The organism is Mumia zhuanghuii, from assembly GCF_042681565.1.
Classification (GTDB): Bacteria; Actinomycetota; Actinomycetes; order Propionibacteriales; family Nocardioidaceae; genus Mumia.
In genome coordinates this window covers 429,320-442,082 of sequence record NZ_JBHUFT010000001.1, presented here as the reverse complement: position 1 = coordinate 442,082, position 12,763 = coordinate 429,320, and the positions used below count along the sequence as shown (strand labels likewise).

Annotated in this window: 11 protein-coding genes; 5 read left to right on the top strand and 6 right to left on the bottom strand. The window is 69.1% G+C overall.

The window, feature by feature from the left end:
- Nucleotides 1-31: 31 nt before the first annotated feature.
- From ACFSDF_RS02140 to ACFSDF_RS02130, 3 genes are all read right to left on the bottom strand, one after another.
- Complete coding sequence (locus ACFSDF_RS02140; RefSeq protein ID WP_167001098.1) at nt 32-472, bottom strand: flavin reductase family protein; 441 nt, start codon at nt 470-472, stop codon at nt 32-34.
- A 74-nt stretch (nt 473-546) separates the two neighbouring features.
- Nucleotides 547-1,665, bottom strand: a complete 1,119-nt coding sequence (locus ACFSDF_RS02135; RefSeq protein ID WP_167001096.1) for an LLM class flavin-dependent oxidoreductase — start codon at nt 1,663-1,665, stop codon at nt 547-549.
- A 284-nt stretch (nt 1,666-1,949) separates the two neighbouring features.
- Nucleotides 1,950-2,246, bottom strand: a complete 297-nt coding sequence (locus ACFSDF_RS02130; protein WP_167001094.1) for a DUF4287 domain-containing protein — start codon at nt 2,244-2,246, stop codon at nt 1,950-1,952.
- 172 nt (nt 2,247-2,418) lie between these two features.
- On the opposite strand from ACFSDF_RS02130, the gene ACFSDF_RS02125 reads away from it, so the two are divergent.
- Together ACFSDF_RS02125 and ACFSDF_RS02120 are read left to right on the top strand one after the other, a co-directional pair.
- Nucleotides 2,419-3,075 (top strand): helix-turn-helix domain-containing protein, encoded by a 657-nt coding sequence (locus tag ACFSDF_RS02125; protein ID WP_167001093.1) that lies wholly within the window; start codon nt 2,419-2,421, stop codon nt 3,073-3,075.
- Nucleotides 3,076-3,082: 7 nt separating this feature from the next.
- Nucleotides 3,083-3,799 (top strand): hypothetical protein, encoded by a 717-nt coding sequence (locus tag ACFSDF_RS02120; protein WP_167001091.1) that lies wholly within the window; start codon nt 3,083-3,085, stop codon nt 3,797-3,799.
- Nucleotides 3,800-3,808: 9 nt separating this feature from the next.
- Here ACFSDF_RS02120 and ACFSDF_RS02115 read toward each other — a convergent pair whose 3' ends face one another.
- Nucleotides 3,809-4,396 (bottom strand): GNAT family N-acetyltransferase, encoded by a 588-nt coding sequence (locus ACFSDF_RS02115; protein WP_167001089.1) that lies wholly within the window; start codon nt 4,394-4,396, stop codon nt 3,809-3,811.
- 95 nt (nt 4,397-4,491) lie between these two features.
- Here ACFSDF_RS02115 and ACFSDF_RS02110 point away from each other — a divergent pair, with 95 nt between their 5' ends.
- Nucleotides 4,492-5,388, top strand: coding sequence for an aldo/keto reductase (locus ACFSDF_RS02110; protein WP_167001087.1), 897 nt, complete (start codon nt 4,492-4,494; stop codon nt 5,386-5,388).
- Nucleotides 5,389-5,659: 271 nt separating this feature from the next.
- Here the strand turns inward: ACFSDF_RS02110 and ACFSDF_RS02105 are convergent, their stop codons facing one another.
- A complete protein-coding gene (locus ACFSDF_RS02105) occupies nt 5,660-6,856 on the bottom strand; it encodes an NAD(P)/FAD-dependent oxidoreductase (protein ID WP_167002229.1) in 1,197 nt (398 codons plus the stop codon).
- Between the two features lie 157 nt (nt 6,857-7,013).
- Here ACFSDF_RS02105 and ACFSDF_RS02100 point away from each other — a divergent pair, with 157 nt between their 5' ends.
- Together ACFSDF_RS02100 and ACFSDF_RS02095 are read left to right on the top strand one after the other, a co-directional pair.
- Nucleotides 7,014-7,928: an RNA polymerase sigma-70 factor gene (locus ACFSDF_RS02100; protein ID WP_167001085.1), complete on the top strand. Its 915-nt coding sequence runs from the start codon at nt 7,014-7,016 to the stop codon at nt 7,926-7,928.
- A gap of 434 nt (nt 7,929-8,362) precedes the next feature.
- A complete protein-coding gene (locus ACFSDF_RS02095) occupies nt 8,363-10,609 on the top strand; it encodes an N-acetylmuramoyl-L-alanine amidase (protein ID WP_167001083.1) in 2,247 nt (748 codons plus the stop codon).
- Between the two features lie 210 nt (nt 10,610-10,819).
- Here ACFSDF_RS02095 and ACFSDF_RS02090 read toward each other — a convergent pair whose 3' ends face one another.
- Nucleotides 10,820-12,661, bottom strand: coding sequence for a phosphoenolpyruvate carboxykinase (GTP) (locus ACFSDF_RS02090; protein WP_167249398.1), 1,842 nt, complete (start codon nt 12,659-12,661; stop codon nt 10,820-10,822).
- Nucleotides 12,662-12,763: the final 102 nt, after the last annotated feature.

Genomic DNA, 12,763 nt, shown 5'->3' with positions numbered 1-12,763 from the left:
ACGAATCGTAAGTCCTCGACTGCGGGGCGCGTCAGGCATGGGTGCCGAACGTGCGGCGCCAGTACGTGAGCGGGCGTGTGGGGTACGACGCGACGTCGGCCGCTCGGACGTGCGCGAGTGCGAGGACGTGGTCGCCCGCGGGGACGAGACGGTCCACGTCCACGGCGACCCAGGCGTGGCGGGCGTGGAGCGCGGGCGCCCCGTCCTCGCTGTGCCACGACACCTCGGCGAACCGGTCTCCGCCCTTGGTCGCGAACCGCGTGGCGATCGCGCCCTGGTCGTCGGCGAGGACGTTCACACCCAGGCGGGACCCCGGTCGTACGCGGGTCAGCAGCGACGAGCGAGCGTCGAGCGAGACGAGCAGCATCGGGGGATCCATCGACAGCGACATGAACGCGCTCACGGTCGTGCCGTGCGGGACGCCGTCGTCGAACGTCGTCACCACCGAGACCGCGGAGGCGACGTTGCTCATCGCTGCACGGAACGCGCCCTCCGTTTGTCGAGTGCCGGCGAGCCCCCCAGGGCGGGCCGGTGTATCGAGACCGCTCACAGCAGCCCTCGCTGCCGCAGGATCGGCGCGACCCCCTCCGCGAACCAGTACGCCTCTTCGATGTGCGGGTAGCCCGAGAGCACGAACTCCTCGATCCCGAGCGCGGCGTACTCGCCGATCAGGTCCGCGACCTCGACGTGGCTGCCGACGAGCGCGGTCCCGGCGCCGGAGCGTACGAGCCCGACTCCCGCCCACAGCCCTGGGTAGACCTCGAGCGCGCGGGCGTCGGTCGGCGCCACGCCGCCGTGCAGCTCACGCATCCGCCGCTGGCCCTCGGACTCGCTCGACGCGAGCGCCGCCTGCGCCTTGGCGACGTCGGCGGGGTCGAGATCGGCCAGCAGCTGGTCGGCGACCGCCCACGCCTCCTCGCTGCGGTCGCGGCTGAGGGTGTGCAGCCGGATGCCGAAGCGGACCTCGCGGCCCTCCTCCTCGGCGAGCTTGCGGATCCACTCGATCTTCTCCGTGACCTGCGCGGGCGGCTCACCCCACGTCAGATAGACGTCGACCTGCCGCGCGGTGACCGGGCCCGCCGCGGCCGACGAGCCGCCGAGATAGATCGGGGGCACCGTCGCCGCCTTGCGCGTACGGGCGTCGGCGACGTCGTAGTAGTCGCCGGAGAAGTCGTACCCCGAGTCGGCGAACGCCCCCCGGAAGATCGCGAGGAACTCCTCGGCGCGGGCGTACCGGTCGTCCTTCGCGACGCGGTCGCCGAACCGCAGCTGCTCCGAGGGGTCGCCGCCGACGACGACGTTGAGGGCGAGCCGGTCGCCGGAGACACGCTGGAACGTCGAGGCCATCTGGGCGAGCAGCGTCGGGTTCATGAGCCCAGGACGTGCTGCGATGAGGAACTTCAGCTTCGTCGTGTGCGCGAGCAGCGCGGACGCGATCACCCACGCGTCCTCGCACGGCGTGCCCGTCGGCGTGAGGACGGACTCGAAGCCGAGCCGCTCGGCCGTACGGGCGACGTCGACGAGGTAGTCGAGGTCGGGCTCGCGATAGCGACCCGCCGTGTGCGCAGCGCCGCCCGCCCGCGCCACCTCGGTCGGCACGCTGTGTCCGCCGCCGACCAGCGTCCGGCTGTCTCCGGTGGTGGGAAGGAACCAGTGCAGCTTCATGGGGGGCCTTTCGAGACGGCGACAGACGCACGCCACCTTCTCTCGGCGGCGGAGCGCAGGCACGGTTATCGCTCACGGCGGGTGAAACCGTCCGACTTCCGTCGTCCCCGACGAGACGGGTCCTCGCGCGGGCGGTGGCCCGTACGGTCCGGTCCATGTCCGAACGCCGTCGCGCCCTCTCCTGGCTCCCGGCCGTGGTCACCGCGGCCGTGGTCGCGGCACACCTGACGCCCCCGGGTCACCGTCGGCCACCCCCGGGTCACCGTCGGCCACCCCCGGGTCACTCAGGCGTACGCGGGGTTGGTCGCGGCACCGTCGAGCCAGAGGGTGTCCGACGCGTCGCTGTGCGTCCCGGTGGTCCCGACATGCTTGGAGCTGATCTTCGGTCCGTTGCGAATCACGCGCCACAGCGCCATCGCGTGCCCACGGCCGACCCCGTACTCCTCGTCGAGCCACGCCACCACCTGCCCCGCCTTTGCACTCGGCTCGGCGAAACCGCGGTCGCGTGCCTCGTCGACGAGCTCGTGCGGAGTCTTGCCGGTCTTCTTCTCGATCGTGTCGAGGTACGCCTGGAAGGACATGGTGTCGGTCTCCTCAGTAGGTGCGAATCGCTTCGTCCGTCGGACTCACCGGATCAGACCGATGGCTCGGACGAATCTCATCGCGAGTGACCCGCGGACCGCAGACACCGACCCGCGGGCGCCAGGAAGTGACCCGCGAACACTTGTCTTCGAGATCGCGTAGACTTGTGTCGTGAGCCTGATCGGGGTCCGCGATGCGGCCGAGCGCCTGGGGGTCTCCCCGCGGCGCGTGCTGCAGCGCATCGAGGACGGCACGCTCCCCTCCGTACGAGTCGGGAGCCAGTGGGCCATCGACCCCGCTCACCTCCCGCTCGCGCGGGGACGCCCGTCGCGTCCACTCTCCGCGCACATGGCGTGGGCACTTCTCGACTATCTCGACGGCGGGACACCCGACGTCGCACCGACCGAGCGCAAGCGCCTCCACGCGTACGCCGACCGCCTGCGGCAGGCCGACGACCCCGCGACGCTCCTCCGCGCCTGGATGGAGAAGCGTGCCGACCGCCACGAATACCGCGCCGCGGCCGCCGACCTCGACGACCTGCGTGACGACGAGCGCCTGCTCCGCTCCGGCGCCAGCACCGAGGACAGCTTCATCGTCAGCCCCGTCGCCGAGGCCTACGTGGCGGCCAGCGACCTCGACACGGTCGTCGACGACTACTTCCTCGTGCCGGCCACGCGACCGGACGGCAACGTCATCCTCCACGTCGTCGCCAAGATCCCGGCACGAATCGCCTGGCCGGTCCTGGCAGCCGACCTCGCCGAGCACCTAGGATCCCGCGAGAGCGCCCGTGTCGCAGAGCTCGTCCGCGACCGCCTGCCGCGAGAGTGAGGACCCCGTGAGCATCGTGCTGCCGGTGATGAGCGCCGAGCAGGAGGCATCCTGGTTCGGCCTGTTCCACCTCGCGAAGAACGTCCCCGAGGGGTGGACGCTCGTCGGCGGCCAGATGGTCCACCTGCACTGCGCCGAGCGCGGGGTCGAGCCGTACCGCTCGACCCCCGACGTCGACACCGTCCTCGACGTGCGTGGCCACCCGCAGATCCTCATGACCGTGACGTCCGCGCTGGCAGACGCCGAGTTCGAGCCGCGCGGGCTGACCGCGAGCGGCAAGCAGCACCGCTGGGTACGGGGTCACGCGACGATCGACGTCCTGATCCCGGCCTTCACGGGGCAACCCGGACGCGGCATCGGCGCAAGCGGCTACCCGGGCTTGGCGACCCCTGGCGCGATCTACGCGCTCAGACGCTCGGAGGCCGTCGAGGTCACGGTCGGTGACACCACCGGCACCGTACGGAGGCCGACACTGCTCGGCGCGCTCGTCATCAAGTCTGCGGCGTATTCGATCACCGTCGACCCCCACCGCGAGCGCCACCTCGACGACTTGGCGCTGCTCGCGTCGATGCTCACCGCGCGCGACCTGCGGGGCGCCGAGCTGTCGAAGGGCGAGGCGAAGTACGTCCGCGAGGCGGCACCCGCCGCTCGCGACCACCTCGCGGCGCGGATGATCGACGGCGCGACCGACGGCCTCACCCGCCTCGCGCGCGTCATCGCCTGACGCGGGTGTCTAGCGCGACCGACCGGCGCCGGCCGCCCACTCCTCGGCGAGGATCCCGTACGTGTAGCCGTCGACCCACCCGAGCTCGGCGTGCCACGAGTCTCGGACGCCGTGCTGCTCACGGCGCATGCCGACCTTCTCCATCACCCGCCACGACGCGTGGTTGTCAGCGAAGCAGGCGGCGGTGATGCGGCGGAGACCGAGCTCGCCGAACCCGAGGTCGAGCAGTGCTCCCGCGACCTCCGTCGCATAGCCACGCCCGGCGAACCCCGACGCGAACGTGTAGCCGATCGACCCCTCGACGCGGTGCCAAGGCTGATCCCCGTGCCGCTGACCGAGGCCGTCGGAGACGCCCAGCGACGCGATCCCGATGGCCGCCCCGTCGAGGTGCACGACGACGGCGTGGTCGAGCGGGTCGTCGATGCTGTCGAGCCAGGCCTTGCGGAACGCGTCCGGCTCGACGACGGTCCGGATGAGCCACCGCTTCACCTCGGGGTCGTTGCGCCAGACAAGGACCTCGTCGAGCGCCTCCTCGGTCGGCAGGCGCAGCTCGAGGCGCTCGGTCCGGCGCGGCCACGCGATGTCGGGATTCGTCACGCGAGCGAGACAACCAGACCTTGCCGAGGTGAGGCAACGCAGTTTCGGCGGCGTGCCATCAGCGTGCCGCCACGTGACGCTGCCAGACTCGTTCGATGACCGAAACGAGAATCTCCGCGGACTCCGCGGGCGCCTGGCAGCTGGGCGACCTGACGGTGAACCGGCTCGGGTTCGGCGCGATGCGGCTGACCGGCAGCGCCGCTTTCGACCTCGGAGTGGCAAGTGATCGCGACCGGTCCGTCGAGGTGCTCCGACGTGCGCTCGACCTCGGCGTCAACCACATCGACACGGCCGCGTTCTACTTCTCCCCGCTGCGCTCGGCGAACGAGCTGATCAACTCCGCGCTCGCGCCGTACCCGGACGACCTCGTCATCGCCACCAAGGTCGGCCCCGGAAGGGACGTGTCCGGCGCATGGCTTCCCCCTGCCCGCCCCGACCAGCTCCGCGGCCAGGTCGAGGAGAACCTTCGCCAGCTCGGTCGCGACCACCTCGACCTGGTGAACTTCCGCAGGATGCCAACCCTGAAGTCGATCAGTGAGCATGTCGGAGCGCTCGCTGAGCTGCGCGACGCTGGACTGGTCCGACACATCGGCATCTCCGCGGTCGAGCGCACGCACCTAGACGAGGCAAGGGCGGTCACGCCTGTGGTTTGCGTGCAGAACCGGTTCGCCATCGGGGCATCGGACGAGGCGCACGACCTCCTCTCGACCTGCGGCGAGCATGGCATCGCCTTTGTACCGTTCTTCGCTGTCGCCGGCGGCGGCGCGGAGCGCGGCCGATCCGCCTCCACCGAGGACGACGAGACGCTCACGATCGCGGCAGCGCACGGTGCCTCGCCCGCGCAGGTCCGGCTCGCCTGGACGCTCCAACAAGGGGCCCACGTGCTGGCCATCCCCGGGACGAGCAATCCGGACCACCTCACGGAGAACGTCGCGGCAGCCGGGCTCCGCCTCACCGCAGACGAGCTCACTCGCCTCTCTTCTCGCCAATGATGCGTGCCCGCTCTTGTTCGAAGTCCCTCGCAACAAGGGGCTCTTCACTGGCGTCTCGCGACGACACATCTCGCTCATGTCTCTGAGGCCGACCGGATGCAGGAACTGCCGGCGGCGGGGATCGCCGACGTCTGCCGCGGGGTCGCTGGCCAAGACGCACGACTGCTGGACGCTTGGGCGAGGCTCGCACCGGAGCCCGGTCGGTCACCGCGCGGTGAGTCGCACCGGGGCTCCAGCGAGGAGGTGGTCCCACGCCCGGACAGTCTCACGTTCAACGGTCCCGGCGTGCCTTCCGAGGGCCCCGTCGCGCCAGGAGTGCCATCGGGATAGCGAGTCGGCGCGACAGTCCGTAGGTGGTCGAAGGGCTACCGGTCACGGCCTCCTTGTAGCGGACGGCGGACTTGCCGGTGAGATACCAGCGGCTCGGAGAGTCGTCGATCTTGGTGAACTGCACGACGGCGTCATTCCGGCCGAGGCTCACGGGTTGGTGGATATACGCGAATCGGAAGGGCTTCGGTCGCTTGCCGCGCAGGATCCGCCCGATGTTGTCGGCCGCGTGTGCGCCCGATGGCATGCCGCTCTGGCAGGTCCCGTGAATGACTCCCCAGGGTTGCTGGATCGCCGCAGCATCACCGATGGCGAAGATGGATGGGTGTGAGACCGACCGAAGCTCGGGGTCCACGACGATCCGCCGCTGGGGATCAACGGTGAGGCCGGCGTCCGCGGCCAAGGGCGAAGCCCAGAACCCCGTGGTCCAGAGCGTGGCATCGGAGGCGACAAGCTCTCCGCCGGCCAGCACGACCGCGTCGGGCAGGACCTTGGTGATCTCGACGCCGGTCCGGCTCTCGATGCCCAGCCGCTCGAGCACGCCGAGCAGATAGCTCCTGGCTTTCGCGTTCATCAGTGGCGCCGGCTCGTCACGCCCCAGGAGGACGACCCGTACCGACGGGAAGGACTCGGCGATCTCGGTGGCCGCCTCGACACCAGTCAGGCCGTTGCCACACACCACCGCGGTGCCGCCGTCGGCGACCTCCGTGAGTCGGCTGGCCAGCTTGTTCGCCGAGGACGGCGAGTTCAGGGTGTAGGAGTGCACGTCGGCACCGGGCACGTGGTTCGTGGGGGTCGCGCTGCCGATGGCGTAGATGAGGGTGTCGTAGTGAAGGGTGGTTTCGCCCTGCTCGGTGGCTACGGCCAGCTCCTGCCGCTCAGCGTCCAGGTCGGTCGCGGTCCCTTCCACGAACTCAATGTCCAGTCCCTGCACGAGATCTGGGATCGCGAGGTATTCCATCTCTTGGTGCGTCGCCTGCTGGTGCATGCGCAGGCGTTCGTTGAATCGGCTCGAGGGGTTGACCAACGTCACTCGTCCGCCGATCGCCCGGCTCCGGCGCGCGACCCGGATGGCTGCCATGATCCCTGTGTAGCCACCACCGATGACCACAGTCTTGTGGTGCGTTTCCTTGTTCGTCATGTGCTTCATCCTTTGTTCTCGGTTGCTTGTATCCATGACGAGACACCTGCGGCAGGTGTGACACTTCGGCCGTGAGTAGGCGCATCCGGGCCTCGATCCAGCACCACTTGTCACACGAAGCGCTCCTGTGTCGTCAGGAGCGGTATGGAGGACGCAGATGAATGATGAGCCCGAAACCGACAACATTTCGCGTCAGCTGTTCTCGATCGCCTACCGGATGACAGGGAGCGCCAGCGATGCAGAAGACCTGGTCCAAGAAGCCCACGAGCGCCTGCTCCGAGCCTTCGCGGCCGGCACTGTTGTGGAGTCCAAGCCGGCGTTCCTGACCACGATCACAACCCGGCTCGCAATCGACCACCTCCGCTCCGCACGGGTCCGGCGCGAGTCCTACGTGGGGACTTGGCTTCCTGAGCCGGTGCTGACCGACCCCGACCCTTCGGAGCATGCCGCCATGTCGGACTCACTGTCCCTGTCGTTTCTCGTCCTCCTCGAGAGGCTCAGTCCGATCGAGCGCGCTGTGTTCCTGCTCCGCGAGGTTTTCGTGTACCCCTACGACGAGATAGCCAAGATCGTCAACAAGAGCGAAGGGAACTGTCGGCAGGTGTTCTCGCGCGCCCGGACCCGGATCAGCGAGGGCCGCCCCCGCTTCGAGGCCTCCTCACAGGAACGGGAGCTGTTGACAACGAGGTTCAAGGCCGCGGCCGAGGACGGCCAGGTCGGTGCCTTGGTGGAACTTCTCGCCGCCGACGCCGTGTTCCAGGGCGACGGCGGTGGGAAGGCCCGAGCTGTGGCCGAACCAGTGTTCGGAAACGAGCGAGTGGCACGTCTACTTATCGGGTTCTTCAAGCGCTACGCCTCGCTGGGGGCGCGCCTGGAGGCCGCCCACGTGAACGGTCAGCCCGGCCTTCTCGCCTTCGACGCCGACGACCATCTCATCAATGTCCTCGCCCTGGACATCCATGAAGGCACAATCCAGACGGTCCGGTCGATCATTAACCCCGACAAGCTGGCCCACCTCGGCTACCCGGTCTCCGACATTGCCCGCATCGGTCCGCCCGATGGCCAGAAATGACAAAAGGATGCGTCGGCCGGCGTTTCGTGGAGCTGGCGGAATCAGTCTCGCCTCATCAAGCGTGAGAACTGCCCTTCTCCGGGTGAGCCGGCACCCGGGGATCCGGGAGGAGCTGTGAACGACCAGCTCGACCACCCCAGAATCGCCAACGCCCCACCGAAGCGACCAACGGTCGACTCGAACCTGCGAGGCTCGCCCTCGGCTTCACTCACCTCACCCATCACATCGCCAGATGCGTACTCGAAACCGGCGGCTTCAAACCCCACCTTCACCCGCAAATGTGAAGAGCCCACTACGGGCTGACCACGGGAGGGCGACTTTACGTAACAGATCTTCGTCCCAGGTGCTGATACTCCCCGTGGCGGAACCACCGCAGTTGCGCTTGCATCCAGAGGATCACCTGAACCGATCAGGCGACGGAAGGAGCCACTCGCGTGCGAACCACACTCGTCCGGGTCGGCGTCGTCGGGGGAGCATCAGCACTGCTGCTGACCGCCCTGCCCGCCTCGCTCGTCTCGGCATCACCCCCCTCTGACCGACCAGCCGTCGACTGCACCGCAGTCCTCGCGACACCGACCCTCGACTCCGCGTTCGACGCCGCTGCGACCGCGGCCGACGTCCCCGCGAACCTCCTCAAGTCCGTCTCGTACCTGCAGTCCCGCTGGGAGGGCCACAACGGCCAGGCGAGCAACGATGGCGGGTACGGCATGTTCAACCTCAAGGCCACGACGGCGGCGGTGCCCGACGGGGCCGGGAAGGGCGGGGTCTCGACAGGCTCGACCGACGGGGTCTCGACAGGCTCGACCGACGGGGCCGGCTCGGTCGGCCGTACGACCAGCGAGCTCGACCGTGCCGCCACCCTCACCGGACTCACCGTCGACGCCGTGAAGACCGACGACCGCGCCAACCTGTGCGCGGCCGCGGCACTGACCGCCTCGTACGCGCCTGACCTCGACGGCAGCAGTCCGGCCAAGGACTGGGCTCCGGCGATCCGACAGTTCGGGTCCGCCGACAGCTTCGTCACCCAGGTGCTCGCGGCCGCCCGTACGGGTCAGGACCGGGTCACCTCGAGCGGCGAGCGCGTGACTCTCGAGGCCGACCCGGCGATCGCCGCCGCCAGCCCGACCGCGAGCGACCCCGAGACCGACTGCCCGACCGACCTCGGCTGCGAGTGGATCCCGGCCGGCTACGCGAAGGGGAACCCGACCGACCCTGACAGCACGGGCAACTACGGCAACCACGACAAGGCCGACCGCACCGGGCCCGGCGGACCCAAGCTCAAGTACATCGTCATCCACGACACCGAGACCGCGTACGACCCGACGATCCGGCTCGTCACCGACCCCACGTACCTCGCCTGGAACTACACGATCCGCTCCTCCGACGGGCACATCGCCAACCACCTCGACCCCAAGGACGTCGGCTGGCACGCGGGAAACTGGTACGTCAACGCGCACTCGATCGGCATCGAGCACGAGGGCTGGGCAGGCTCGGCCGGATGGTTCACCGAGGCGATGTACCAGCAGTCGGCGACCCTCGTCCGCCATCTCGCCGAGAAGCACGACATCCCGCTCGACCGCGCCCACATCATCGGGCACGACCAGGTGCCCGGCATCCTCGCCGGTTACACCAAGAACGTCCACTGGGACCCGGGGCCGTACTGGGACTGGGAGCACTACTTCGACCTGCTCGGTGCGCCGATCGGCCAGTCCGCCAAGAACACTGCGGGCGTGAAGGCCGGCGACGTGGTCGAGGTCCGTCCCGGCTACGCCGACAACATCAACCCGGTCACCGGCTGCCAGCAGGCGTCGCCCGGCTCCGGTGACTGCGTCGCGGGCCAGGGTACGAACTTCGTGCTCGCGCGCCAGGCCCCCGCCGCGGACGCGCCGCTCGCGAACGATCCGGGCTGGAAGCCGAACGGCGCCGCCGGCACCTCGTACGCCAGCGACATCAGCGCCCGCATCAACGCCGGGCACAAGCTCGTCGTCGCGGAGGTGCGCGACGGGTGGCTCGGGGTCTGGTGGGCCGGCTCGCTCGTGTGGATCGCGAACCCGGCCGACGACCCGAGCGTCTTCCGTACGACGGCCAAGACCGTGACCGTGGCGTCGGAGACGACGGCAGCACCGGTGTACGGGCGGGCGTACCCGGAGCCGGAGGCATACGCCCCGTACGAGATCCCGGTGCAGGCGATCGGCGCGCTCGAGTACACGGTCGGCGTCGGCCAGCGCTACGCCGTGAGCGACGACGACGTGGAGACCGACTACTACTACGCGCAGTCGTTCGACGGGTCGATCCCCGATGACCGTACGGACGTGAAGGGCGCGTTGCGCTACTACCAGCTCTGGTACACCCACAAGCAGGTGTTCGTCCAGGCCGACGACGTCGTGCTCGACGACCCGGGCAAGCGCGCCGTCGTGCCGACGGCGCTGCCGCGGATCACGGGCGAGGCCAAGGTGGGCTCGACGCTGACGGTCAGCAACGGCCGCTGGTCGCGCGAGGTGCACGGGTTCGACTACCGATGGCTCGTCGGGGGACGCGTGGTCAAGGGTGCAACGTCGTACGCGTACACGCTGAGCGCGGCCGACGTCGGCAAGCGGGTCGTCGCCGTGGTGTCGGTCGACGACCGCACGCTGTATCCGATGGTCGCGCCGTCACTGCCGACGGGGAAGGTGGTCGAGTAGGCCGGAGCGCTGGTTGAGCCTGTCGAAACCCACCGGGTAGACGGTTGAGCCTGTCGAAACCACCCCGGGTAGGTGGTTGAGCCTGTCGAAACCCAGGTTTCGACAGGCTCAACCAACGGGGCCGGCCTCAACCAGCGGGGCCGGGTTTCGACAGGCTCAACCAGCGGGGCCGGGCTCAACCAACGGGACCAGGCTCAACCAGCGGGGGGCTCAGGCCTCGGCGTCGAGGGCGGCGGCGACGCGGCGGTGCGCTTCCCAGATCTCCTCGGGCATCCGCTCGAACTGCGCGAGGTGCTCCTCGCGGAAGCCGATCTCCTGGCGCCAGCGCTCGATGTCGATCGAGAGGATCGTGTCGAGATCCTCCGGGGTGATGTCGACGCCGTCGAGCTGCAGCTCCTCCTTGGTCGGGATGATGCCGACCGGCGTCTTGCGGCCGGTGACCTCACCCTTCTTGAGCTGGATCAGCCACAGCAGCGGGCGCAGGTTGTCGCGGTATCCGGGCCACAGGAAGTGACCGTCCTCCGGGTCACGCTGGAACCAGTTGACGTGAGCGAAGATCGGCAGCTCCTTCGCCGCACCGACCACGTCGAGGTAGTGCCGCGCGTAGTCGCCCTCGCCGTACGCCATGAACGGGCGGTTGGACATCGGGTCGTAGCGCAGCTGCCCGTCCACGCCCTCGGCGGCGAACGTCGCCTCGGCGCCCAGCGTCAGCCCGTCGTACACGCCCTCGGCGAGGTCGTCGATCGCCCGGATCAGCGGCTCGCGGTCGCGCGTACGGCCACCGAAGATGATCGCGTCGATCGGCACACCTGCAGCGGCGTTGTAGTCCGGCGCGATGTTGGGGACGTTGTCCAGCGTCGTCGTGAAGCGGCTGTTCGGGTGCGCCCACGGCTCACCGGCCTGCTCGGGCGTCCGGTCGGCGATCGGGTTGCCCTTCCAGTCGAGCCACCCAGTGACGTCGGCCGGCGGAGCGGGGGTGCGGCCCTCCCACCAGACCTCTTGGGTCTGCGGGTTGTACGCGACGTTGGTGAAGATCGCGCCTGTGCCCTCATCGATGGAGTGCAGCGCAGTCGGGTTGGTCGTCTCGTTGGTGTCCTTCGCGACACCGAAGACGCCGTACTCCGGGTTCATCCCGTAGAGCTTGCCGGTCGCCTCGTCGACCCACAGCCACGCGATGTCGTCGCCGTAGAACGACACGTGATAGCGGTCGCCGAGCGCGTCGGGCGGCAGCATCATCGCGAGGTTGGTCTTGCCCGAGGCGCTCGGGAAGCCGCCGCAGACGTGGTAGGTCTCGCCGGTCTCCTTGTCGTGGATGCCGATGAGCATGTACTGCTCGGCGAGGTACTTGCGCGAGTCCCACCCGTCGTACGCGCCCTGGCGCAGACCGTGGGCGATCTTGCCGAGGAGCGCGTTGCCTCCGTACGAGGAGCCGAAGTGGAGGATGGTCCGCTCGTCGGCGACGGTGACGAAGTAGCGCTGGTCGTCCGGCGTGCCGTGCCCGAGGGACTCCAGGTCGCCGGTGACGTGGACGGCGCGGACAAAGCTGTCGGGGTCTTCGAGATCGTTGACGAACTCGACGCCGACGCGCGCCATGCGGATCATGTGGAGCACGACGGTCCGGGTGTCGGTGAGCTCGACACCCGCGGCCCAGGGTGCGAGCGCGTTGCCCGGAGGTGCCATCAGGTAGGGGACGACGTACATCGTCTTGCCCACCAGCGCGTCGCGCATCTTGCTCTCGAGCAGCGGCCGCATCTCGGAGGCCGGCCGCCAGTTGTTGTAGACGCCCTTGTCCTTGGGGTCGTTCGTCGCCACGATCGTGCGCTCCTCTGAGCGCGCCGTGTCCTTGTGGTAGCTGCGGGAGTAGTAGCGTCCCTCGCCCGCAGGCTGCAGCTCGCCGGCCGCCAGGGCCTCGTCGATCAGGCGCGCATCGTCTGCGGCACTGACGACCTCGACACGGTCGGCGCCGGTGAGCTCAGCCCAGTGGCGTACGTACTCGCGCACGCGGGGGTTGGTCAGGCCGGCTTCATCCATGGCCTTGTCGGGATCTGCCATCGGTCTCGGGTCCTTTCGGATCGGCAAGGTGCGATGAAGGGTACATGAGTTGAAGAACTCTGCAATAACCCCTACGTTTGTTGCCCCGAGCACCATTCGACG